Annotated in this window: 21 protein-coding genes; 2 read left to right on the top strand and 19 right to left on the bottom strand. The window is 71.3% G+C overall.

From position 1 onward, the window contains the following. Positions 1 to 6: 6 nt before the first annotated feature. The 19 genes from V4F39_RS20065 to V4F39_RS20155 form a co-directional block, all read right to left on the bottom strand. Positions 7 to 1,134 carry a zinc-dependent alcohol dehydrogenase family protein gene (locus V4F39_RS20065; RefSeq protein WP_332291667.1) on the bottom strand — a complete coding sequence of 376 codons (1,128 nt, stop codon included), beginning with the start codon at positions 1,132 to 1,134 and terminating at the stop codon, positions 7 to 9. Between the two features lie 35 nt (positions 1,135 to 1,169). Beyond that, entirely contained in the window at positions 1,170 to 2,003 is an 834-nt protein-coding gene (locus tag V4F39_RS20070) for a phosphatase PAP2 family protein (protein ID WP_332291668.1), read from the bottom strand. Then, positions 2,000 to 2,836: a metallophosphoesterase family protein gene (locus V4F39_RS20075; RefSeq protein ID WP_332291669.1), complete on the bottom strand. Its 837-nt coding sequence runs from the start codon at positions 2,834 to 2,836 to the stop codon at positions 2,000 to 2,002. Before V4F39_RS20075 ends, V4F39_RS20070 begins: the two co-directional genes overlap by 4 nt. A 28-nt stretch (positions 2,837 to 2,864) precedes the next feature. Next, on the bottom strand, positions 2,865 to 3,809 hold the full coding sequence (locus V4F39_RS20080) for a diacylglycerol/lipid kinase family protein (RefSeq protein WP_332291670.1): 945 nt from the start codon (positions 3,807 to 3,809) through the stop codon (positions 2,865 to 2,867). A 136-nt stretch (positions 3,810 to 3,945) separates the two neighbouring features. Beyond that, the gene (locus V4F39_RS20085) at positions 3,946 to 4,338 is read right to left on the bottom strand and encodes a RidA family protein (RefSeq protein WP_332291671.1); all 393 of its coding nucleotides are present in this window, start codon (positions 4,336 to 4,338) and stop codon (positions 3,946 to 3,948) included. Positions 4,339 to 4,342: 4 nt separating this feature from the next. After that, complete coding sequence (locus V4F39_RS20090) at positions 4,343 to 4,798, bottom strand: acyl-CoA thioesterase (protein WP_332291672.1); 456 nt, start codon at positions 4,796 to 4,798, stop codon at positions 4,343 to 4,345. A gap of 3 nt (positions 4,799 to 4,801) precedes the next feature. Then, complete coding sequence (locus V4F39_RS20095; protein WP_332291673.1) at positions 4,802 to 5,512, bottom strand: ABC transporter ATP-binding protein; 711 nt, start codon at positions 5,510 to 5,512, stop codon at positions 4,802 to 4,804. Positions 5,513 to 5,618: 106 nt separating this feature from the next. Beyond that, complete coding sequence (locus V4F39_RS20100; protein WP_332291674.1) at positions 5,619 to 6,380, bottom strand: ABC transporter ATP-binding protein; 762 nt, start codon at positions 6,378 to 6,380, stop codon at positions 5,619 to 5,621. Between the two features lie 655 nt (positions 6,381 to 7,035). Then, complete coding sequence (locus V4F39_RS20105) at positions 7,036 to 8,064, bottom strand: branched-chain amino acid ABC transporter permease (RefSeq protein WP_332291675.1); 1,029 nt, start codon at positions 8,062 to 8,064, stop codon at positions 7,036 to 7,038. 19 nt (positions 8,065 to 8,083) lie between these two features. After that, a complete protein-coding gene (locus tag V4F39_RS20110) occupies positions 8,084 to 9,004 on the bottom strand; it encodes a branched-chain amino acid ABC transporter permease (RefSeq protein ID WP_332291676.1) in 921 nt (306 codons plus the stop codon). Positions 9,005 to 9,025: 21 nt separating this feature from the next. Further along, a complete protein-coding gene (locus V4F39_RS20115; RefSeq protein WP_332291677.1) occupies positions 9,026 to 10,225 on the bottom strand; it encodes an ABC transporter substrate-binding protein in 1,200 nt (399 codons plus the stop codon). A 61-nt stretch (positions 10,226 to 10,286) separates the two neighbouring features. Further along, positions 10,287 to 11,900 carry an AMP-binding protein gene (locus V4F39_RS20120; protein WP_332291678.1) on the bottom strand — a complete coding sequence of 538 codons (1,614 nt, stop codon included), beginning with the start codon at positions 11,898 to 11,900 and terminating at the stop codon, positions 10,287 to 10,289. 99 nt (positions 11,901 to 11,999) lie between these two features. Next, complete coding sequence (locus V4F39_RS20125) at positions 12,000 to 13,166, bottom strand: acyl-CoA dehydrogenase family protein (RefSeq protein WP_332291679.1); 1,167 nt, start codon at positions 13,164 to 13,166, stop codon at positions 12,000 to 12,002. Positions 13,167 to 13,246: 80 nt separating this feature from the next. Next, complete coding sequence (locus V4F39_RS20130; RefSeq protein WP_332291680.1) at positions 13,247 to 14,116, bottom strand: enoyl-CoA hydratase family protein; 870 nt, start codon at positions 14,114 to 14,116, stop codon at positions 13,247 to 13,249. After that, positions 14,113 to 14,694, bottom strand: coding sequence for a MarR family winged helix-turn-helix transcriptional regulator (locus V4F39_RS20135; RefSeq protein ID WP_332291681.1), 582 nt, complete (start codon positions 14,692 to 14,694; stop codon positions 14,113 to 14,115). Before V4F39_RS20135 ends, V4F39_RS20130 begins: the two co-directional genes overlap by 4 nt. Before the next feature lie 10 nt (positions 14,695 to 14,704). After that, positions 14,705 to 15,490: an SDR family NAD(P)-dependent oxidoreductase gene (locus tag V4F39_RS20140; protein WP_332291682.1), complete on the bottom strand. Its 786-nt coding sequence runs from the start codon at positions 15,488 to 15,490 to the stop codon at positions 14,705 to 14,707. A 1-nt stretch (position 15,491) separates the two neighbouring features. Beyond that, the gene (locus V4F39_RS20145; RefSeq protein WP_332291683.1) at positions 15,492 to 17,849 is read right to left on the bottom strand and encodes a bifunctional salicylyl-CoA 5-hydroxylase/oxidoreductase; all 2,358 of its coding nucleotides are present in this window, start codon (positions 17,847 to 17,849) and stop codon (positions 15,492 to 15,494) included. Between the two features lie 123 nt (positions 17,850 to 17,972). After that, positions 17,973 to 19,091 carry a GGDEF domain-containing protein gene (locus V4F39_RS20150; protein WP_332291684.1) on the bottom strand — a complete coding sequence of 373 codons (1,119 nt, stop codon included), beginning with the start codon at positions 19,089 to 19,091 and terminating at the stop codon, positions 17,973 to 17,975. 122 nt (positions 19,092 to 19,213) lie between these two features. Continuing rightward, complete coding sequence (locus tag V4F39_RS20155; protein WP_332291686.1) at positions 19,214 to 20,647, bottom strand: aminotransferase-like domain-containing protein; 1,434 nt, start codon at positions 20,645 to 20,647, stop codon at positions 19,214 to 19,216. Between the two features lie 187 nt (positions 20,648 to 20,834). On the opposite strand from V4F39_RS20155, the gene V4F39_RS20160 reads away from it, so the two are divergent. Then, entirely contained in the window at positions 20,835 to 21,197 is a 363-nt protein-coding gene (locus V4F39_RS20160) for a hypothetical protein (RefSeq protein WP_332291687.1), read from the top strand. A gap of 36 nt (positions 21,198 to 21,233) precedes the next feature. Further along, positions 21,234 to 22,202 carry a threo-3-hydroxy-L-aspartate ammonia-lyase gene (locus V4F39_RS20165; RefSeq protein WP_332291688.1) on the top strand — a complete coding sequence of 323 codons (969 nt, stop codon included), beginning with the start codon at positions 21,234 to 21,236 and terminating at the stop codon, positions 22,200 to 22,202. Positions 22,203 to 22,209 lie beyond the last annotated feature (7 nt).

The raw sequence follows: 22,209 nt of genomic DNA on the forward strand, positions 1-22,209 counted from the left end.
GCGCCGTCAGAACACCACGACCTGCCGCACCGCCCGGCCTTCGTGCAGGCGGTCGAATCCCTCGTTGATGTCGTCCAGCCGCAGGCGGCCGCTCAACAGCCGGTCCACCGGCAGGCGGCCCTGGCGGTACAGCGCCATGTAGCGGGGGATGTCGCGCGAGGGCACGCAGGTGCCGATGTAGCTTCCCTTGAGCGTGCGTTCCTCCGCGACCAGGCTGACGGCCGGCAGGCCGAACGGCACGCCCGGCGGCGGCAGCCCGGCCGTCACCGTGGTGCCGCCCCGCCGCGTGATCCGGTACGCGAGGTCCAGTGCCTTCACCGCGCCGGCGAACTCGAATGCGAACTCCACGCCGCCGTCGCTCAGCGCGCGCACCTGCTCCGCCGCGTCGGCGCTGCCCGCGTCGACGGCATGTGTCGCGCCCAGGCGCCGGGCCTCGTCGAGCTTGGCGGGCGACAGGTCGACCGCAACGACCTGGCGGGCCCCCGCGGCCACCGCACCGAGCACCGCGGCCAGGCCCACGCCGCCCAGCCCGACGACCGCCGTCGACGCACCCACCTGCACACGCGCCGTGTTGACCACCGCACCCACGCCGGTGAGCACCGCGCAGCCGAACAGCGCAGCCTCGTCCAGCGGCACCTCGGGATCGACCTTCACGAGCGAACGGCGCGACACCGTCGCGTACTCCGCGAACACCGAGCAGCCCAGGTGGTGGTTCAGCGGACGCCCGTCTTCATCCGCGAGGCGCCTGGCGCCCGACAGCAGGGTGCCGGCACCGTTGGCGGCGGCACCGGGCTCGCACAGTGCCGGGCGCCCCTCGGCGCAGGGCGCGCAATGGCCGCAGCTCGGCACGAACACGACCACCACGTGGTCGCCGGGTGCGAGGTCGTGCACGCCGTCGCCCAATGCCTCGACGGTGCCGGCCGCCTCGTGGCCCAGCGCCATCGGCATCGGGCGGGGACGGTCGCCGTTGATCACCGACAGGTCGGAGTGGCACAGCCCCGCCGCCGCGATCTTCACGAGCACCTCGCCGGGGCCGGGCGGTGCCAGCTCCACGGTACGGATCGACAGCGGCTTCGATCGGGCGTAGGGTGGCTCGGCACCCATGCGTTCGAGCACGGCAGCGCGGATCTTCATCGTCGTGTCTCCTCCAGGTCGCAGCCGCGAGTGTGCTACGGACGCCGCGGACGGCGAAGCCACTCGATCACCAGCACGCACATCAGGAGCCAGGCCGTGCCCGAGGCAAAGCCGGCGATCACGTCGCTGGCCCAGTGCACCTGCAGCACCACGCGGCTGCAGGCCACCGTGAACACCAGGGCTGCCGTGGCCGCCACCACCGGCAGGTGCCAGCGCGGGGGCAGGTGGCGCAGCAGCAGGTAGGCCAGCATGCCGTAGACCACCACGGCGCCGGAGGTGTGGCCGCTGGGGAAGCTGTAGCCGTCGGCCGCGGCGAAGCCGTGCTCGTGAACCGGCCTCACCCGCTCGAACGCGCTCTTGAGCAGGCGGTTGAGCACCCCGCCGCCCGCACACGCCAGCACCCATGCCCAGGCCAGCGTGCGCCGGCGGCGCCACAACAGCACCGCCGCGACGGCCACGCACAGCAGCGTCAGCGTCAGCACGTCGCCCAGGTGCGTGACGCTGGCGAAACCCCGCAGGACCGCGGGCGACAGCGTCTGTGCGAGCCGGGCGGCCAGCGCCTCGTCGAAACGGCCCAGGCTTTCTTCGCCGTCGGCCAGCTCATCGGCGGTCTCGGCGAACAGCAGGCCCGCGCCGGCCAGCGCCAGCAGGCCCAGCGCCAGGCGCAGCACCAGTTGCAGCGGCGGCAGCGGCAGGCCGGGGGCGTGCGGGCGCACCACGCGGCGCAGCAGCAGCCACCCCGCCACGGCGGCCAGCATGACGACGCCCAGACCGGCGGCGTACCAGGCCAGCGCATGGTCGGCGAGCCGCTCGGCCAGCCAGACGGGCGCGTCGTGGCCCGCGTCGAAGGGGAGGAACGGCAGGTTCATCGGTCGAGGGGGGCGGTCGCCGGCGGCGAGCGGGAAGGCGTGAGCTCGGTCACCGTGCCGAGGCGGAAGCACTGGCTCGGGACGTCGTAGTCCCAGCGCTCGACCGCCACGCGCACGCCCCTGCCGCCCACCCGCCGCAGCAGGTTGACCGAGTTGCCGGCTTCGTGCCGGACGCGCGACGACACCGCCGTGCCCGCCTGCACGGCCCAGAGCCGCCGCGGCAGCGCCGCCTCGGTCTCGTGCAGCGGCAGCACGTAGGGCAGGTGGATGTGCCCGCCCATCACGACGTCGGCACCGGCCTCGGCCCAGCGGTGGATCGCCGCCTGCCGACGGCGCAGCAGGTTGGGCGCGTCCTGCGGGCGGAACACGGCGATCGGGTGGTGCAGCACCACCACGCGCACCTGCGCCTCGCCGGCGCGCCGCAGCCGCTCGGCGACACGCTCGATCTGCTCGTCGGAGACCTCGCCGTCCTTGTGGCGACGCCGGCGGGTGCTCTTCACGGCCACCACCAGCCAGTTCGCGTCCGAGCGCACCGGCTCCAGGTCATCGCCGAACGCGTGGCGGAAATTCGCGTACGGCCAGAAGGCGCGCGCCAGCAGGTTGAACAGCGGCACGTCGTGGTTGCCGGGCACGGCCACCACCGGCACCGGCGCGAGCCGGTCGGCGAACGTGCGCGCCGCGCCGAACTGGGCGCGCCGCGCCCGCTGCGTGATGTCGCCCGACAGCACCGCCACGTCGGGCGCCTGCTCGCGCGCCAGGCGCACGAGGGCCTCCACGACGGGCGGCTGTTCGGTGCCGAAGTGCGGGTCGGAGATCTGCAGCAGTCCACTCATCGTGAGGAAGGCGCGCGGGCGGCCCGGCTCAGGCCACCGGCTGCGGATGGCGCGGCACGAGCAGCGGCAGCGGCTCGGGGGCGGCCGCGAAGCGCAGCGGCGCACGCAGCTGGATGATCTCCCCGTCCACCGCGACCTTGACCATCGCGCGCCGGCGCGGCAGGGCAGGCCGCGCCGACAGCTCCTCGAACGGGAAGCTCAGCACGTCGTCGGCCTCGCCCAGCCGGCCCAGCGCCCCCTGCAGCAGCAGGCGCAGCAGCGGCAGCGTGCCCACCGGCCGCAGCATCACCGCCGCGAGGCGGCCGCCGCCGATCAGCGGCGCTTCCGGCAGGCCGATCTGCCGCAGCTGCAGCGGGTTGTTGCCGACGAAGAGCGTCAGCGTGCGCACGTTGCGCTCCTCCCCGCCGCAGCGCATCACCATGCGCAGCGGGCGGTGCGCGCGGAAGAGCGTGACCACGGCGGACCACAGGGCCACCAGCCGGTGGCGCCCATAGCGCTGCTTGTAGGCCTCGCGGTCCTCGAGCAATTGCGGATACAACCCGACACTGGCGTTGACGATGAACACCCTGTCGTTGACCTGGCCGACCTGGACCGGTTCCACCGTCGCGTCGAGCAGCGCGCGGGTGGCGGCCTCGGTGTCCAGCGGGATGCCGTGCACGCGGCCGAAGTAGTTGAAGGTGCCCTGCGGCAGCACGCCCAGGGCACAACCGCGGCCGAGCACGGCCTGGACCACCGCGTTGATCGTGCCGTCGCCCCCCGCCGCGACGACGATGCCGCCCTCGGCGCAGGCGCGCTCCACGGCCTTCATCGCCACCTGCGGCACCGGTGTGCCCGCGCACATCAGTACCTCGTGGGCGCGCCCGGCCTCGGTGAGCACGCGCTCGATCAGCGCCTTGGTCTCGTGCGCGTCGTCACGCCCCGAGCCCGGGTTGAGCACGACAAAAAACGGCGCATCGGCGGTGGGCAGGGTCACGGGTGGAGGTGGGGTACGGCCTAAGACCGCCGCAGCATAGCCGCACGCGACCACGGCCGGCGCCGGGCCGCCCCCAGGCGGCCGCGCGACCCGCTCGGCGGGTGGTGCCGCGTACCCACGGCACCAAGTGCTCCATTCAGTCCGGAATGACGGCCGTCACCTCGATCTCGACCTTCGCCCGGTCCTCGACCAAGCCGGCCACCTGCACCGCGGTCATCGCCGCGTTGAAGCTGCCGATCAGCTCGCGGAAGGCCTTGCCGATCTCCGGGTAGGCTGCCACGTACTCGCGCTTGTCGGTCACGTACCAGGTCATGCGCACGATGTGCTCGGGCCGGGCGCCGCCTTCCTTCAGCACCTCGACGATGTTCTGCAGCGCCTGGCGCACCTGGCCTGCCAGGTCGTCGGTGTGGAACACGCCGTCGGCGTCCCAGCCGATCATGCCGGCCACGAACACCATGCGGCCGCGGGCGGCCACGCCGTTGGCATACCCGCGCGGACGCGGCCAGCCGGGGGGAAGCAACACTTGCATGGGATCAGTCTCCTGTGGATTCGTCGGTGTCGTTGGAATGGCCGGCCAGCGCCGCACGCAGGTCGTCGGGCAGCGGCACGGGCCGGTGGGTGTCGAGGCTCGTGCACACCAGCGTCTGGTGGGAACGCACCCGCAGTTCGCGGCCGCCATCGGGGCCAGGCCCGGTGACATCGAGCACCAGCGCCAGCGAGCTGCGGCCCACGCGCTCGACCTGCAGGCCCAGCAGCACGTCGTCGCCCATGCGGCTGATGGCGCTGAACGCGCACTTCAGGTCGACGATGGGCAGGCCCAGCCGCCGCGGCCCCAGCAGTTCGGCGTAGGGGATGTCCAGGCCCTCGGTGATCCAGTCTTCGACCAGCCCGTTGAACATCACCAGGTACTGCGGAAAGAACACGATGCCCGCCGGATCGCAGTGAGCGAAGCGGATGCGCAGCGGCCTCTCGAACCTCTTGCCGGCCATGCGTCAGACCCCGATGTAGCGTTGCCACAGGCCCGGGTCGGCCGCCAGCGCGTCCGTCCCGCCCTGCCACACCACGCGCCCGCGTTCGATGATGGTGTGCCGGTTGCCCAGGCGCAGCAGGCGCTGCACGTACTTGTCGATCACCAGGATGCTCTGGCCCTGGCCGCGCAGGGTGTCCAGGCACTGCCAGATCTCCTCGCGGATCAGCGGCGCCAGGCCCTCGGTCGCTTCGTCGAGGATCAGCAGGTAGGGGTTGGTCATCAGCGCCCGGCCCACCGCCAGCATCTGCTGCTCGCCGCCCGAGAGCTGGTTGCCCATGTTGCGCGAGCGTTCGGCCAGCCGCGGGAAGAGCGCGTAGACGCGGTCCATCGTCCAGGGGTCGCGCGTGCCGTTGCGGTTGGCGCCGAAGGCGCGCAGGTTCTCGGCCACCGTGAGGTTGGGGAAGATCTGCCGCCCTTCCGGCACCACGGCCAGGCCCATGCGGGCGATGCGATCGGCGCTCAGGCGTTCGATGCGCTCGCCGCGGAAGCGCACCGTGCCGCCGCGTGCGCGGGCCAGCCCGAGCAGCGAGCGCACCGTGGTCGTCTTGCCCATGCCGTTGCGGCCCAGCAGCGTGGCCACGTCGCCGGCGTCGATGCGCAGGTCGATGCCGAACAGCACCTGGCTGCTGCCGTAGGCCGTCTCCAGGCCCTGCACTTCCAGCAATGCCGTCATGTCCGCCCCTCGTCCGACGAGTACGTCGGCCGATCCCCCGAGGGGATGCGGGCCAGCTTGGGAGCGGGCCGGCGCCCGGCCCGCTGAAAGGTTGACACAGGACGTCTCATGCCGCGGCCTCCATCTCGTCGCCCAGGTAGGCGCGCTTCACGTCGGGGTGCTCGCGGATCTCGGCCGGCGTGCCGGTGGCGATCACGCGGCCGAACACCAGCGTGGAGATGCGGTCGGCCAGGCGAAACACCGCGTCCATGTCGTGTTCCACCAGCAGCATCGTCGTTTCGCCGCGCAGCGATTGCAGCAGCTGCACCATCCGTTCGGATTCCTCGGGGCCCATGCCGGCCATCGGCTCGTCGAGCAGCAGCAGCTTCGGGCGCGTGGCCAGCGCCAGGCCCAGCTCGAGCTGGCGCTGTTCGCCATGCGCCAGCGCGCCGGACAGGTGGTGCAGCCGCGCACCCAGGCCGATGCGCTCGGCCACGTCGGCCGCGGCGTCGTAGCGTGCACGCTCGCTGCGCGCCGGGCGCCAGAAGCGCAGGCTGCTGCCATCACGCGCCTGCACGGCCAGCGCCAGGTTGTCGAGCACCGAGAGGCGCTTGAAGATGCTGGTGATCTGGTACGAGCGCACCAGGCCGCGGTGCACGCGCTCGTGCATCGGCACGCCGGTGACGTTGGTGCCGTCGAACTCGATGCGGCCCTCGTCGGGTACCAGGGCACCGGAGAGCTGGTGGATCAGCGTCGTCTTGCCGGCGCCGTTGGGGCCGATCAGCGCGTGCAGCTCACCGGGCTGCACGGCCAGCGTGGCGTGGTCGGTGGCGGTAAGGCCGCCGAAGCGCTTGACCAAGGCGTCGATTTTCAGCATCGGTCTGGTCATGCGGTTGGCTCCATGGTGTGGCGCTGTGGGTGAGTTTGGGCAGAGCTGCGGAGTGTGGGCAGGGGCTGAGGCCTGCGGCTGAGGCGGTCGGCGCGGAGCGCCGACTTCCCTGCGTTGCTCGGTCGCCTGGGGTGCGCCGCCGAACTCGCTACGTTCACTTCGTTCACTGCACTCGAACAGCCGCGGCGAGTCAGTTGACGAAGCGCGCTGCGCGCGCACCCCAGGCGCCCTGTGCTACTCGGCGCCTCACACGCAGGCCTCAGCCCCTGCCCACACCCCGCAGCCGGCACGTTGGTTGATTCGCGCTGATGGCGTACCCGCTTCGCCTCGTACTTGGCTGGGCGGCCGCTGGGGGTTGCTCTTGTTCTCCAAGCAAGGAGAAGTCGGTGCTTGCACGGCAGGCGGGGCCCGCTGGGGGCGATTTCTGGGGTGGCGAGAAGCGCAGGGCCGAGGTCGGCGCGCGCAGCGCGCTTCGTGATCTGACTGGCCGCAGCCTGTTTGAGCGCAGTGAACGCAGTGAACGAAGCGAGTTCTGCGGCACGACCTCGGCCCGAGCATCGCAGCGCAGTCGGCGCGGAACGCGCCGACCACCCCAGCATGAGCCCCCAGCGGGCCCCGCCTGACGCGCTCGCCGCGCCCAACATCGCAGCACGCCTCACGCCTTGCTCCCCCGACGGAACAAGCTCATCAAGCCATTCGGGGCCACCAGCACCACCGCCAGCAACACAGCCCCCAACCCGAACTGCCAGTGGATCGTGTAGCTGGCCAGGACTTCTTCGAGCAGCAGGAACACCACCGCGCCGATCACGCCGCCGTACAGGTGGCCCACGCCGCCGAGGATGACCATGATCATCAGCATGCCCGACTGGCTCCACTGCAGCAGCGAGGGGCTGACGAAGCTGCTCTGGTTGGCCAGCAGCGCCCCCGCCAGCCCGGCCAGCGCACCCGCCAGCGTGAAGGCCACCAGCTTGTAGCGCAGCACCGGGAAGCCGATGGCCGACATGCGCGTCTCGTTCTCGCGGATGCCTTGCAGCACATGGCCGAAGCGGGCGTTCAGCAGCCGCTGCATGCCCACGAACGCGGCCGCGCCCACCGCCAGCACCACGTAGTAGAAGTGCCGGTCGTCCGCCAGGTCGACGCCGAAGCCCACGCTGGAGCGGCCGGCGAGCGACAGGCCGTCGTCGCCGCCGTACGACTTGAGCGACACCATCAGGTAGTACAGCATTTGCGCGAAGGCCAGCGTGATCATGATGAAGTACACGCCGCGCGTGCGCAGGCTCACCGCACCGATCAGCAGTGCGAAGAGCGCGCTCACCACCACCGCGGCAGGCCATGCGATCCACGCGGAGCCCACGCCTTCCTGCATCAGGATGCCCACGGTGTACGCGCCAATGCCGACGAAGGCCGCGTGCCCGAAGCTCACCATGCCGCCGAAGCCCAGGATCAGGTTCAGGCTGCTCGCCGCCAGCGCGAAGATCAGGATGCGGCTCGCCAGCCCGATGTAGAACTCCTCGCCCATCGCCACCGCGGCCACCGGCAGCAGCACCAGCGCGATCAGCAGCGGCACGCTCCAGCGCGCCTGCAGGGGATGGTCGAGCAGCCCGGCCGGCCGGCCGGCGAACTGCGCGGCGTTGGCCGCCAACGGCGGCGTGGCGCCCAGCGGGGGGGAAAGAGGTTGGCTCATCGCTCGAAGCACTCCAGGGCTAGCCATGGGCGGGGAACAGTCCTTGCGGACGCCAGTAGAGCACGGTGGCCATCAGTACATAGATGAGGATCGAGGCCACCGCCGGGCCCGCCTGGCCCGCCGCGTCGCCGCCCATCCACAGGCCAAACAGCATCGGCACCAGCGTGCGGCCGGCGGTGTCGACCACGCCCACCAGCAGCGCACCGAGCAGGGCGCCGCGGATCGAGCCGATGCCGCCGATCACGATCACCACGAACGCCAGAATCAGGATGCTTTCGCCCATGCCCACCTGCACCGCGAGCAAGGGCCCGAGCAGCCCGCCGGCCACCGCGCACAGCGCCGCGCCGAAGGCGAACACCGCGGTGAAGAGCCACTGCACGCGCGTGCCCATGGCCATCGCCATCTCGCGGTTGGAGGCGCCGGCGCGCACCTGCATGCCGACGCGGGTGCGCGTGACGAGCAGGTACAGCAGCCCGGCCACCGCCAGCCCGATGCCGATGATCAGCAGCCGGTAAGCCGGATAGGTGAAGCCACCGAACAGCTCCACCGGGCCGGCCAGCGCCGCCGGCGGGTTGAGCGAGACCGGCTGCGGCCCCCACACCATGCGCACCGCCTCATTGCACATCAGCAGGATCGCGAAGGTGCCCAGCACCTGCGACAGGTGGTCGCGCTGGTAGAGCCGCCGCAGCACCGCCACCTCGAGCAGCGCGCCGATCGCCGCCGTGCCCAGCACGCCCACCGCGAGGCCGACGACGAACGAACCCGATGCCACCGCGACGGTCGCCACCAGGTAGGCGCCGACCATGTAGAGCGAGCCGTGCGCGAGGTTGATCATGTCCATGATGCCGAACACCAGCGTCAGGCCGGCGGCCAGCAGGAACAGCATCAGCCCGAACTGCAGGCCGTTCAGCGCCTGCTCGAGGATCAGGATGGCGGTCATGGCGGCGTCCGTCGCGTGGCGTCAGGCGGGCATCTTGCAGGCGGCGGCATAGGCATCGCCGTGGTTCTCGAACACCGTGCCCATGAGCTTGTTGGTGATGCGGCCCTGGGCGTCCTTGCCCACCACGCGCAGCACATAGTTCTGCACCGGGAAGTGGTTGGTGTTGAACTTGAAGGGGCCGCGCACCGCGTCGAAGCGCGCGGCCTCCAGTGCCTTGCGCACCGCGGCCTTGTCGCCGAGCTGGCCCTTCGTGTCGCGCACCGCCGAGCCGATCAGCCGCGCGGCGTCGTAGCCCTGCGCGGCGTAGAGCGTGGGCAGCCGGCCGTAGGCCTTCTGGAATTCGGCGACGAAGGTCTTGTTGGCGGCGTTGTCCAGGTCGTGCGCCCACAGCGAGCTGTTGAAGAGGCCCAGCATCGGCTCGCCGACGGCCTTGATCACGTCCTCGTCGGCCGAAAAGCCCGGCGCGAACAGCGTCGTCTCCTTCGACAGGCCCGCCCCGACGAACTGCTTGACGAAGTTGACGCCCAGCCCGCCCGGCAGGAAGAAGTACAGCGCGTCGGCCTTCGCGGCGCGGATCTTCGACAGCTCTGCGCCGTAGTCGAGCTGGTTCAGCGGCGTGTAGATCTCCACCGCCACCTCGCCCTTGAAGAAGCGCTTGAAGCCGGCCAGCGCGTCCTTGCCCGCAGGGTAGTTGGGGGCCAGCAGCGCCACCTTCTTGAAGCCCTTGTCCTGCACCGTCTTGCCGACGGCCTCGTGCAGGTTGTCGTTCTGGTACGAGGCGCTGAAGAAGTACGGATTGCACTGCTCGCCGGCGTACTGCGACGGGCCGGCGTTGGCGCTGACGTAGAAGGTCTTCGACGCGAAGGTGGGCGCGCCCACCGCCAGCATGATGTTGGAGAACACCACGCCGGTCATGAAGTCGACCTTGTCGCGCTTGATGAGCCGGTCGGCCGTCTGCCGCGCGGTGTCGGGGTTCTGCTGGTCGTCGGCCACGATCACCTCGGCCGGCACGCCGCCGAGCTTGCCGCCTTCGAGCTTCACGGCGAGCTGGAAGCCGTCGCGGATGTCGATGCCCAGGCTCGCGCCGGGGCCCGACAGCGTGCTGAGCAGGCCGATCTTCACCGGGCCGGCGGCGTGGGCCGGCAGGCTGGCGGCGAGCGCAGCGATCGCAGCCAGCGCGAGTGCCGAGAAAGTCTTCGAGGGACGGGCGATACGGGTCATGGCGCTTTCTTTCGAGTGCGTGGCGGGGAAGCGAGGACGGGAGGACCTGAGGGTCGGACGCTCACCGCGCCGGCGCATGCAGCCTGAAGCGCTGCAGCTTGCCGGTCTCGGTGCGCGGCAGCTGGTCGAGGAACTCGACCGCGCGCGGGTACTTGTAGGGCGCCACGGTCTGCTTGACGAAGTCCTGCAGTTCCTTGACGAGCGCGGGCCCGGCGACGAAGCCGGCGCGCAGCACCACGAAGGCCTTGACGATCTGGCCGCGCTCCTCGTCGGCCACGCCGATGACGCCGCATTCCGCCACGGCGGGATGCAGCATCAGCGCATCCTCCACTTCGGGCGATGCGATGTTGTAGCCGGCGGAAACGATCATGTCGTCGGTGCGCGACTGGTAGTGAAAGTAGCCGTCGTCGTCCATCAGATAGGCATCGCCGGTGAGGTTCCAACCGTTCTGCACGTACTTGCGCTGGCGCTCGTCGTCGAGGTAGCGGCAGCCCGTGGGGCCTTGCACCGCGAGCCGGCCGACGGTGCCCGGCGGCACCGGCTGCCCGGCCTCGTCCACCACCTGCGCCCGGTAGCCCGGCACCGCGCGGCCGGTGGCGCCGGGCCGCGCCGAGGCTTCGTCGGCCGAGATGAAGATGTGCAGCATCTCGGTGGCGCCGATGCCGTCGATCAGCTCGATGCCGGTGGCCTCGCGCCACAGCGTGCGGGTCGCCGCGGGCAGCGCCTCCCCGGCCGAAACGCAGCGGCGCAGCTTCGTGGCGCGCAGCTCCTCGCCGCGCACGGCCATGCTGCGGTAGGAAGTGGGCGCGGTGAACAGCACCGTGGCGCCGAACGCGCGGATGCCGTCCACCAGCTGCTGCGGCGAGGCCTTGGCCAGCAGCACGGTGGAAGCGCCCACGCTCAGGGGGAACAGCAGCAGCCCGCCCAGCCCGAAGGTGAAGGCCATCGGCGGGCTGCCGATGAACACGTCGTCGGGCTGCGGCCGCAGCACGTGCCGCGGCCAGCAGGCGCAGATGGCCATCACGTCGCGGTGGAAGTGCATCGTCGCCTTCGGCACGCCAGTGGTGCCCGAGGTGAACGCGAGGATGCAGGTGTCGTCGGCCGCGGTGTCGACGTTGCGGAAGGTGGCGGGCTGGCGCTGCATGGCCGCCTCCAGCCCGTCGGCGGCCGCGGTCTCGAAGAGGCGCAGCGCGCGCAGCGTCGTGCCCTCGCGCGCCGCCGCCTGCAGCTCGTCCGCCAGCGCCGCGTCGCACAGCGCATGCGTGATGCGGGCCTTCTCGATGATGGGCTTGAGCTCCTTGGCACGCAGCAGCGGCATCGTCGCCACCGCGATGCCGCCGGCCTTCATCACCGCGAACCAGCAGGCCGCGAGCATCGGGCTGTTGGGTGCGCGCAGCAGCACACGCTGGCCGGGCACCAGGCCCATCTCGTTCACCAGCACGTTGGCGATGCGGTTGGCCTGGGACTGCAGGTCGGCGTACGTCCAGCGCACGCCGGGCGCCTGGATGCACAGGGCGTCGCCGCGGCCTTCATCGACGTGGCGGTCCAGCAGCTCGGTGGCGCAATTGAGCTGCGACGGGAACTGCAGTTCGGGCAGATCGAACAGGAACTGCGGCTGCTGTTCGGCCGGGGGCAGGTGGTCGCGGGCGAAGGTGTCGACGTGGGCGGTGGCCATGGGGCGGACTCCTGGGCGTGTCGGGGCCTCAACGGCCCCGCCGGGCCGCTGATCGGGAAACTTCGTTAACAAACACGGGCGGCGCGAGGCCGCGGCACATCAGGGCACGGCGCCGGCGCCCCACTGGCGCAGGAGATCGCGTCCGATGATCAGCTGCTGCACTTCGGTCGCTCCTTCGTAGATGCGCAGGGCGCGGATCTCGCGGTAGAGCCGCTCCACCGGCTGCTCGCTCACCACGCCGAGCCCGCCCCACAGTTGCACGGCCGCGTCGATCACCTGCTGTGCGTTCTCGGTGGCGGTCATCTTGGCCATCGCCGCCTCGCGGGTGACGCTGCGGCCCTGGTCGCGCAGCCACGCCGCGCGGTAGGTGAGCAGCGCGGCGCTGTCGACCATCGTGGCCATCTGCGCCAGCTTGGCCTGCGTGAGCTGGAAGTCGCCCAGCACGCCGTTGAACATGCGGCGCGTGCTGGCGCGGTGCATCGCTTCATCCAACGCACGGCGCGCGAAGCCCAGCGCGGCCGCGGCCACCGAGGTGCGGAACACGTCGAGCGTGCGCATCGCCACCTTGAAGCCCTCGCCCGCCGTGCCCACGCGCTGCGTGGCCGGCACGCGGCAGCGGGTGAAGCGCAGGCGCGCCAGCGGGTGCGGTGCGATGACCTCGATGCGCTCGGCGATCTCGAAGCCCGGCGTGCCGGCGTCGACGATGAACGCGCTCAAGCCACGGGAGCCGGGCGCCTCCCCCGTGCGGGCGAACACCACGTAGAAATCAGCGATGCCGCCGTTGGAGATCCAGGTCTTCTCGCCGTCGAGCACGTAGTGGTCGCCCTCGGCGCGCGCCGTGCATTGCATCGCCGCCACGTCGGAGCCGGCCTCGGGCTCCGACAGCGCGAAGGCCGCGATGGCCTCGCCGCGTGCCACGCGCGACAGGTAGCGATCCCGTTGCGCCGGGGTGCCGTGCAGCGAGATCGCCCCCGATCCCAGGCCCTGCATCGCGAACGCGAAGTCGGCCAGGCCCGAGTGCCGTGCCAGCGTCTCGCGCAGCAGGCAGATGGCACGGGTGTCGATGGCATCGCCCGCATTCGCCGGCACGGCATGGCGCAGCCAGCCGCCTTCGCCGAGCTGCCGCACCAGCGCGCGGCATTCGGCATCGACGTCGTCGCCGTGCGCGCCGTGCAGGTGCTCGCCGCACCACGCCTCCAGCGCGGCCGCCAGCTCGCGGTGCCGCGGCTCGAAGAACGGCCAGTCGAGGTAGCTCGTGTCGGCCATGTCAGTGCCGCCCGGCCGCCCGAAGGCACTGACGCGCCCCTCGGGGGCTGCGAATGAAGTGAGCTTGGGGTCGTGTCATCTCAGTTCCCCTCGAACACCGGCCGCTGCTTCGCGACGAAGGCGTGGTATGCCCGGGAGAAATCCTCGGTCAGCATGCACAGCGCCTGCGCCTGTGCCTCGGCCTCGATGGCCTGCTCCACCGTCATCGCCCACTCCTGGTGGAGCATGGTCTTGGTGATGCCGTTGGCGAACGTGGGGCCGGCGGCCAGTTCGCGCGCCAGCGCGTGCGCATCGGCCAGCAGCCGCTCGGGCTCCGAAAGGCGGTTGAAGAAGCCCCAGCGCTCGCCCTCCTCGCCCGACATCGAGCGGCCGGTGTAGAGCAGCTCGCCCGCGCGGCCCTGGCCGATGATGCGGGGCAGCAGCGCGCACGCGCCCATGTCGCAGCCGGCCAGGCCGACGCGGTTGAACAGGAAGGCCGTCTTGCTGCGCGCGGTGCCCAGCCGCAGGTCGGACGCCATCGCGACGATCGCGCCGGCGCCGGCGCACACGCCGTCCACCGCGGCGACGATGGGCTGCGGGCAGGTGCGCATGGTCTTCACCAGCTCGCCGGTCATGCGGGTGAACATCAGCAGCTCGGGCGCCTTCAGCCGGATCAGCGGGCCGATGATCTCGTGCACGTCGCCGCCCGAACAGAAGTTGCCGCCCGCGCCGGTGACCACCACCACCGTCACGTCGTCGGCGTACTTGAGCTGGCTGAACAGGTCGCGCAGCTCGGCATACGAATCGAAGGTGAGCGGGTTCTTGCGCTCGGGCCGGTTCAGTGTGACGGTGCCGACGCCCGCCTCGACCTGCCAGCCGAAGTGCGTGGCCCGGTAGCCCGCCAGCGAGCAGCGGTTGCCGGCCAGCAGGCTCGGGTCGACGCGGGCGCCGTCGTGTTCGGCTGAAGTCATTTGCGGGTCCCCTTGCGGATGTTGCGGGTGAGCTGGTGTTCGGCGGCCTCGGTCTCGATCTCGGTCTGGCGCTTGGCGAGGTGCACGCGCAGTTCGCCGAGCAGGCCGTAGAGCGTGTCCTTGTCGGCCACGGGCAGGCCCTTGAACAGCTCGGTCAGCCACTGCTCGTGCTCGGCGGCCATCAGCGCGAAATCCTGCCGGCCCTTGTCGGTGAGCTGCACGAGGTAGGAGCGGCGGTCCTCCGGATCGTCGGTGCGCTGCACCAGGCCCTCGGCGACGAGTTGGTCGGTGAGGCTCGTCACGTTGCCGCCGGTCACCATCAGGTAGCGCGACAGCACGTTCATGCGCAGCCCGGCGGCGTGTCGGTCGAGCTGGGCCAGGTAGTCGAAGCGCGGCAGCGTCGTGCCGAAGCGCGTGCGCAGCCGCTGGCGGATCTGCTGCTCGATCTGCGTGCTGCAGGCGAGCAGCCGCAGCCACACCTTGACGTCGAGGTGGTCGGCCGCGACGGCACGCGCCTCGTGGCCGATGTGTTCGTCGCCCAGCGACTGCACGAGCTTGAAGTTGGTGGTTCGGTTCATGGGGTACTGCTCACATCACTTCGCCGCCGGAGACGGAGATCGATTGCCCGGTGATCGCGGCCGCGCCTGCCGAGCACAGCCACGCCACCGCGTCGGCCACCTCGGCCGGCTGCACCAGCCGCCCCTGCGGATTGGACTTCACGAACTCGGCCATCGCGTCGTCGCGCGACCGGCCGGTCTTGGCGACGACACGCTCGACGCTCTCGCGCACGATGTCGGTGTCGGTGTAGCCGGGGCATACCGCGTTGACGGTGACGCCACGCGGAGCCAGTTCCAGCGCCAGCGAACGCGTCAGGCCGATCACCCCGTGCTTGGCAGCCACGTAGGGCGCCACATAGGCGTAGCCGCGCTGGCCCGCGGTGCTCGCGACGTTGACGATGCGGCCGGCACCCTGCGCCTGCAGCAGGTCGGGCAGCGCCGCCTGGCAGCACAGGAATGTGCCGGTCAGGTTGACGTCGAGCATGCGCCGCCATTGCGCGAGCGAGGTGCGCTGGAACGGCGCGCTCTCGGCCTGGCCGGCGTTGTTGACGAGGATGCCCACGGCACCATGGCCTGCCCGCGCCGCTGCGAAGGCCCGGGCCACCGCGGCCTCGTCGGCCACGTCGCACGCGACGGCCTGCGCCATGCCCGACGGCAGCCGCTCTGCCAGCGCCAGCAGCGGCGCCAGGCTGCGGCCCATCAGCGTGAGCCGCGCACCGCGGGCCGCCAAGGCCTCGGCGATGGCCGCGCCGATGCCGCGGCCCGCGCCGGTGACGACCGCGTGGAGCCCGGCCAGGCCGGTGTCGAGGTGGCCCATGTCAGACGCCCTGCGCCCGGTTGGCCTGTTCGACCGCCGACAAGCCAGCGCCCTGCGCGGCCATCGCGCGCTCGCGCTCCAGGTTGCGTTCCAGCTGCACCTTGGCCGACCGGTACTGCTGCGGCCAGGGCATGTCGGTGTAGCCGATCTTGGCGGCCTCCTGCAGCGTCCACGCCGGGTTGGCCAGGTGCGGCCGGGCAATGGCGCAGAGGTCGGCGCGGCCGGCCGCGATGATGCTGTTGACGTGGTCGGCCTCGGAGATCGCGCCGACCGCGATGGTCGGGATGCCCGCCTCGTTGCGCACGCGGTCGGCGAACGGCGTCTGGAACATGCGGCCGAAGACCGGTCGCTCCTGCTTGCTGACCTGGCCCGAGGAGCAGTCGATCACGTCGGCACCCGCCGCCTTGAAGGCCCGTGCGATCGCCACCGCGTCGTCGGGCGTGATGCCGCCTTCCACCCAGTCGTGCGCCGAGATGCGCACCGACATCGGCCGCTGCGCGGGCCAGGCTGCGCGCACGGCCTGGAACACCTCGAGCGGGTAGCGCAGCCGGTTCTCCAGCGAGCCGCCGTAGTCGTCGGTCCGCTGGTTCGTCAATGGCGAGATGAAGCTCGACAGCAGGTAGCCGTGTGCGCAGTGCAGCTCCAGCCAGTCGAAGCCGGCTTCGGCCGCGCGGCGCGTGGCCTGCACGAAATCGTCGCGCACACGGTCCATGTCGGCGCGGGTCATCGCGCGCGACAGGTCGCTCACGCCCTCGAGGTACTGCTGCGGCGATGCCGAGACGAGCGGCCAGTTGCCCTGGGGCAGCGGCTGGTCGATGCCCTCCCATGCCAGCCGCGTGGAGCCCTTCGCGCCCGCATGGCCGATCTGCACGCCCAGCTTCGCATCGGTGTGGCCGTGGACGAACTCGACGATGCGGCGCCAGCCGTCGCGCTGCGCGTCGTTCCACAGGCCTGGGCAGCCCGGGGTGATGCGCGCGTCGGGCGACACGCAAGTCATCTCGGCGAACACCATCGCCGCGCCGCCCATGGCCCGCGCACCGAGGTGCACCAGGTGGTAGTCGGCCGGCATGCCGTCGACGCAGGAGTACTGCGCCATCGGCGAGACGACGATGCGGTTCTTCAGCGTCAGGCCGCGCACCTTGAACGGCGTGAACATCGGCGGCACCGGCTGGCCGGCCGGGCCGCGGGCGGTGCCGGCGCGCTCGGCGAGCCAGTCTTCGTAGTGGCCGACGTAGTCCTTGTCGCGCAGGCGCAGGTTCTCGTGGCTGATGCGCTGGCTGCGCGTGAGCAGCGAGTACGCAAACTGCTGCGGCGGCAGGTGCACGTAGCGGTCCACGTGCTCGAACCATTCGGTGGAGTTGCGCGCCGCGTTCTGGATGCGCAGCACCTCGACGCTGCGCACCGCTTCGTAGTCGGCCAGCGCAGCGGCCAGGTCGCCCGGCTGGCGGCCGATGCAGCGGGCCAGCTCGATGGCGTCTTCCAGCGCCAGCTTGGTGCCGGAGCCGATGGAAAAGTGCGCGGTGTGCGCGGCGTCGCCCATCAGCACCACCGGCGCACGGCCGTTGTGGTGCACCCAGCGCTGGCACACCACGCGCGGGAAGCGGATCCACTGCGCCGAGCCGCGCAGGTGGCTGGCGTTCGACATCAGCGCGTGGCCGTCGAGGTACTTGGCGAAGAGCCGTTCGCAGAAGGCGATGGCGTCTTCCTTCTCCATCGTGTCGAGGCCGGCCCTGCGCCACACGTCTTCCGGCGTCTCGACGATGAAGGTGGAGGTGCTGTCGTCGAACTTGTACGCATGCGCCTGGAACCAGCCGTGCTCGGTCTCTTCGAACGCGAAGGTGAAAGCGTCGAACAGCTTGTGCGTGCCCAGCCACACGAAGCGGCACAGGCGGGTGTCGATGTCGGGCTGGTAGGTTTCGGCGTACTTGGCGCGGATGCGGCTGTTGAGGCCGTCGCAGGCGATGACGAGATCGGCCTCGGGGTAGTCCTGGTCGCCCTGCGCGTCGGTTTCGAAGACCAGCTCCACGCCCAGCGCCTCGCACCGGCGCTGCAGGATGTTCAGCAGCCGCTTGCGGCCGATGCCGCAGAAGCCGTGGCCGCCCGAGCGCACCTGGTGGCCGCGGATGTGGACCTCGATGTCGTCCCAGTGGTTGAAGGCGTCGAGGATCTCCGCCGCCGAGGCCGGGTCGGCCGCCTGCAGGTTGCCCAGCGTCTGGTCGGAGAACACCACGCCCCAGCCGAAGGTGTCGTAGGGGCGGTTGCGCTCGATCACGCGGATCTCGTGCGCCGGGTTCTGCTGCTTCATCAGCAGCGCGAAGTACAGGCCTGCGGGGCCGCCACCGATGCACACGATCTTCATGGACGCTGCGCTCCTGAGCGATTCGCTCTTTCGTTGAAGCTTGAATGCTTTAACTTTGAAGTATTTTGATCCAGCAGCGCAGTTGCGCGAGCGGGGAAAACCCGCAGCTGCCGCCTCCGGCGTTCAGGCCGGGCCGCGCAGCTGCGTCGGCAGCTCGGGCACGGGGCCGGACGGCACGCCGTGCTCGGCCGCCTCGACGCGGTCGCGCCCGCCGAGCTTGCCCCGGTAGAGCGCACGGTCGGCGCGCTGCACCACCGCGGCGATCGGCTCGCCCGGCTGCGCCTGCGCCACACCGAGGGTGATCGTCAGCGCGACCGGCCGGCCCTCCACCATCGGCGACGACGCGGCCACCCGCTCGCGCAGCCCCTCGGCCACACGCAGGGCGCCGTCCAGCGGCGTGCCCAGCAGCAGGACCGCGAACTCCTCGCCGCCCCAGCGGGCGACCACGTCGATCGTGCGCAGCGACGCCTTCAGGTCGCGGCTCACGACGCGCAGCACTTCATCGCCGCCGGCGTGGCCGTGGCGGTCGTTGATCGACTTGAAGTGGTCGATGTCCGCCATCAGCACCGCGAAGGGCTGGCCCTCGTCGCGCAGCCGCCGCTGCGCCTGCTGCGCGGTTTCCAGCCAGCTTCGGCGGTTGGACAGCCCGGTCAGCGGATCGGTGCTGGCCAGCCCCAGCAGCACCTGCTCGCCGCCCACGATGGCGCGGTAGTAGATCGATGCGCCGTAGGCCAGCAGCATCACCATCGCGACGATGTTGAAGTACTCCATCCACCGCAACGCCTCGAGGGGCACGTCGTAGCGCGGCGGCTGGAAATGGCTGGCGTAGCGCAGCAGGCCGTAGCCCGCCGCCACCGCCACCATGCACAGCCACTTGAAGCGCTCCGGCACGTCGGCACCGATGAAGAAGATCGGCACCAGCGCGAGCAGGTAGAAGTGGAAGCCGCTGTTCCAGCCGAGGTAGATCACCGCCAGCACCGCGTGGACGGCGATCTCCAGCCCCACCAGCGTCGCCATCAGCCGGTAGCGGCGGGTGGTGGCATGCATCGCGAGCGCCATGCCCAGGTACAGCAGCACGCTGAACACGTTGAAGGCGACCAGCCTCGGCCACTCGAAGTATGCGAACACGCTGAAGAAGCACAGGTGCGTGGCGGCGCCGGCGTAGGCGACGAACCGCATCAGCCGTGCAAAGGCCAGGCCGTTCTGGGTGCGATGTTCGAGGAGGTGCGCGGAAGGCGTCATCGGGCAGCGGTGCCGGGTCCACCAGGGCGCACCCGGCCGGTGCGAGGCGCCACTGCGTGAAGGAAACGCCGATTCTTGCAAAAGTGATCACCAACAAAATCACATTTTCAGGTTGATATGTCTCATTTCGCCGTGCACAGGCCGCCGAGCAGCCGCAAGGCCTGCTCGGTCTCGTGCGTCACCGTGTAGCCGCAGCTGATGCGCAGGAAGTGGTCGTAGCGGTGCGTGTTGGAAAACAGCGTGCCGGGCACCGTGCGGATGCCGTACCGCATGCCCGCCTCGAACAGCGCGTGCGCGCCGCAGCCCGGCGGCAACTCCACCCACAGCAGCATGCCGCCGCGGGGCAGGCTCAAGCGGGTGCCGGGCGGGAACCAGGCCGCGATCGCCTCGGCCACCCGCTCGCGCTGGTGCTTGATCTGCCGCCGCAGCCGCGCCACGTGGCGGTCGTAGGCGCTGCTGCCGAGGAACTCCGCCATCGTCAGCTGGCCCAGGGCCTCGTTGGCGCGGCTCTGCGCGTACTTCAGCATCTGGATGCGCGCATGCAGCCGCCCGCCGCTGACCCAGCCCAGGCGCAGCCCGGGCGCCACCGTCTTGCGCAGCGAGACGCAGCGGATCACGTTGCCGGTGGTGTCCCAGGCCTTCAGGGGCTTCAGCGGCGTGTCGTCGTCGCCCAGCATGCCGTAGGTGTCGTCCTCGATCAGCGGCACGCGCCGGCGCTCGCACAGCGCCACCAGCCGCGCCTTGTCGGCGTCGGGCATCACGCAGCCCAGCGGGTTCTGGAAATCCGGCGAAGCGACCACCGCCTTGATGCCGGGCTGCGTTTCGAAGGCGAGCTCGAGCGCCTCGATCGAGAGCCCGGTGTGCGGGCTGGTGGGGATCTCCAGCGCACGCAGGCCCAGGCTCTCGAGCACCTGCAGCAGGCCGAAGTAGGTGGGCGACTCCACCGCCACCACGTCGCCCGGCTGGGCCACGGCACGCAGCGCGACGTTGAGCGCCTCGATGCAGCCGTGGGTGATGGTGATCTCGTCGGGCGACAGGTGCAGCCCGCCGTCGAGCGCACGCCGGGCGATGGCCGTGCGCAAGGCCAGCTCGCCGGCCGGCGACACCGGCCGCACCAGCAGCTCGGGCTGGCGCCGCAGCACCCGGATGGCGGCGGCCTTCAGCGCCTCGCCGGGGTAGATGCCGGGCTCGGCGTAGGTGGCGCCGAAGTCGAAGGACACCGGCTGCAGCTCGCCGGTGGCGACGAAGGCCGAGACGCGGTCATGGATGCCGACGAACTGCGCCGGATCGGGCGCCCGGCGCACGTCCGGCTCGGCGGCAGGCGCGATGCTCGTGCGGCGCGGCGGGCGCACGAAGTAGCCCGAGCGCGGGCGCGCTTCGAGCAGGCCCTCGTCCTCCAGCCGCCGACAGGCCTGCAGCGCGGTCGACAGGCTCACCTGGTGCAGCCGCGTCAGGCTGCGTACGGAGGGCATGCGTTCGCCCGCGGGCATCAGGCCGGAGCGGATCGCGCTGCGGTAGTGCTGCGCCACGCGCTGGTAGAGGAGATCGGCTTCCATGCGCACGATGATGCCGCCGCCCCGCCCGGCCGGACCGGAACAGTTCGGGCCCGATCGCACCGATACAGCGGCCTTGCAGGGCTTCTGATACGCAACAGATTGCGGCTCGCTGTGACTGTTATCTCCCGCGCGGCGTTCCTAAGCTGGAGCCCTGTTCCACCCGGACCACCACGGCAGCGAGGCCCCCATGACAACCCCCCACCGCGAAGCCACTTCCCTGCTCCGACTGCGCCGCGGCGAAGGCCGCTGGCTCGACGCCGGCCGGCGCCTGCGCATCGTGCTGCAGCACGGCAGCCTGCATTGGAAGGCGGCCCCGCTGTTCGACGGCCTGCCGGCCGGCGAAGGGCGGCTGACCGCGGGCGACAGCAGCGTGCTCTACGGCTGGCTGTGGCTGCAGGCCGATCGCGACACGGAAGTGCTCTGCCTGGCGCCAGCGCCGGCCGGCGCCCTGTGGCGCGAGGCGGCCCGCGCCGCCGCACGGGCCCTGCACGCCGCGGCCCGCGTCGCCGCCGCCACGCTGCAGCGCGCGGGCGGCCGGCGCGCCTGCTGACGCCGCTTTCCCCACGCACCGAGGCACACTGGAGCCATGCTGAACTACACCGACATCCAGGCCGCCGCCGACAGGCTGAGCGGCGTCGCCCACCGCACGCCGGTTTTGCGCTCGCGCACGCTCGACGAACTGCTCGGCATGCAGGTGTTCCTGAAGGCCGAGAACCTGCAGCGCATGGGCGCCTTCAAGTTCCGCGGCGGCTACAACGCCGTCAACGTGCTGACGGACGAGCAGCGCGCCCGCGGCGTGGTGGCCTTCTCCTCCGGCAACCATGCGCAGGCGGTGGCGCTGGCGGCGCGCCTGCACGGCTGCAAGGCCACCATCGTGATGCCCCACGACAGCCCGACGCTGAAGCTCGCGGCCACGCGCGGCTACGGCGCCGAGGTGGTGATCTACGACCGCTACCTGGAAGACCGCGCCGCCATCGCGCGCCGCCTGGTGGCCGAGACCGGCGCCGCGCTGATCCCGCCCTTCGACCACCTGCCGGTGATGGCCGGCCAGGGCACCGCCGCGAAGGAGCTGATCGAGGACGCCGGCCCGCTCGACGCGCTGATCGTCTGCGCTGGCGGCGGCGGCTTCCTGTCGGGCTGCACGGTGGCGGCCAAGCACCTCCTGCCGGACATCCGCGTCTACGGCGCCGAGCCCGAGCGCGGCGACGACATGCGGCAGTCGCTGCGCCGCGGCGAGATCGTGCACATCGACGTGCCGCGCACCATCTGCGACGGCCAGCAGACGCAGGCCATCGGCGTCGAGCCGTTCAAGGTCATCCAGGCGATGGTGACGGACGTGCTCACCGTCGCCGACCCGGTGGTGGTCGAGGCGATGCGCTTCGTGTTCGAGCGGCTCAAGCTGGTGATCGAGCCCTCCGGCGCCTGCGCGCTGGCGGCGCTGATGCACCACCGCGCCCAGTTCGCCGGCCAGCGCGTGGGCGTCACGCTGTCGGGCGGCAACATCGGCGTCGACCGCTTCGTCGCGCTGATGACGGGCGCCGAGAAGGTCGACTGACCCGGGC

Source organism: Aquincola agrisoli (genome assembly GCF_036621135.1).
Lineage (GTDB): Bacteria > Pseudomonadota > Gammaproteobacteria > Burkholderiales > Burkholderiaceae_C > Aquincola > Aquincola agrisoli.

Excerpts from the sequence above, each read along its gene's own strand:
- V4F39_RS20065 (WP_332291667.1), bottom strand. The coding sequence starts at position 1,134 with ATGAAGATCCGCGCTGCCGTGCTCGAACGCATGGGTGCCGAGCCACCC.
- V4F39_RS20070 (WP_332291668.1), bottom strand. The coding sequence starts at position 2,003 with ATGAACCTGCCGTTCCTCCCCTTCGACGCGGGCCACGACGCGCCCGTC.
- V4F39_RS20075 (WP_332291669.1), bottom strand. The coding sequence starts at position 2,836 with ATGAGTGGACTGCTGCAGATCTCCGACCCGCACTTCGGCACCGAACAG.
- V4F39_RS20085 (WP_332291671.1), bottom strand. The coding sequence starts at position 4,338 with ATGCAAGTGTTGCTTCCCCCCGGCTGGCCGCGTCCGCGCGGGTATGCC.
- V4F39_RS20090 (WP_332291672.1), bottom strand. The coding sequence starts at position 4,798 with ATGGCCGGCAAGAGGTTCGAGAGGCCGCTGCGCATCCGCTTCGCTCAC.
- V4F39_RS20095 (WP_332291673.1), bottom strand. The coding sequence starts at position 5,512 with ATGACGGCATTGCTGGAAGTGCAGGGCCTGGAGACGGCCTACGGCAGC.
- V4F39_RS20100 (WP_332291674.1), bottom strand. The coding sequence starts at position 6,380 with ATGACCAGACCGATGCTGAAAATCGACGCCTTGGTCAAGCGCTTCGGC.
- V4F39_RS20105 (WP_332291675.1), bottom strand. The coding sequence starts at position 8,064 with ATGAGCCAACCTCTTTCCCCCCCGCTGGGCGCCACGCCGCCGTTGGCG.
- V4F39_RS20110 (WP_332291676.1), bottom strand. The coding sequence starts at position 9,004 with ATGACCGCCATCCTGATCCTCGAGCAGGCGCTGAACGGCCTGCAGTTC.
- V4F39_RS20115 (WP_332291677.1), bottom strand. The coding sequence starts at position 10,225 with ATGACCCGTATCGCCCGTCCCTCGAAGACTTTCTCGGCACTCGCGCTG.
- V4F39_RS20120 (WP_332291678.1), bottom strand. The coding sequence starts at position 11,900 with ATGGCCACCGCCCACGTCGACACCTTCGCCCGCGACCACCTGCCCCCG.
- V4F39_RS20125 (WP_332291679.1), bottom strand. The coding sequence starts at position 13,166 with ATGGCCGACACGAGCTACCTCGACTGGCCGTTCTTCGAGCCGCGGCAC.
- V4F39_RS20130 (WP_332291680.1), bottom strand. The coding sequence starts at position 14,116 with ATGACTTCAGCCGAACACGACGGCGCCCGCGTCGACCCGAGCCTGCTG.
- V4F39_RS20135 (WP_332291681.1), bottom strand. The coding sequence starts at position 14,694 with ATGAACCGAACCACCAACTTCAAGCTCGTGCAGTCGCTGGGCGACGAA.
- V4F39_RS20140 (WP_332291682.1), bottom strand. The coding sequence starts at position 15,490 with ATGGGCCACCTCGACACCGGCCTGGCCGGGCTCCACGCGGTCGTCACC.
- V4F39_RS20145 (WP_332291683.1), bottom strand. The coding sequence starts at position 17,849 with ATGAAGATCGTGTGCATCGGTGGCGGCCCCGCAGGCCTGTACTTCGCG.
- V4F39_RS20150 (WP_332291684.1), bottom strand. The coding sequence starts at position 19,091 with ATGACGCCTTCCGCGCACCTCCTCGAACATCGCACCCAGAACGGCCTG.
- V4F39_RS20155 (WP_332291686.1), bottom strand. The coding sequence starts at position 20,647 with ATGGAAGCCGATCTCCTCTACCAGCGCGTGGCGCAGCACTACCGCAGC.
- V4F39_RS20160 (WP_332291687.1), top strand. The coding sequence starts at position 20,835 with ATGACAACCCCCCACCGCGAAGCCACTTCCCTGCTCCGACTGCGCCGC.
- V4F39_RS20165 (WP_332291688.1), top strand. The coding sequence starts at position 21,234 with ATGCTGAACTACACCGACATCCAGGCCGCCGCCGACAGGCTGAGCGGC.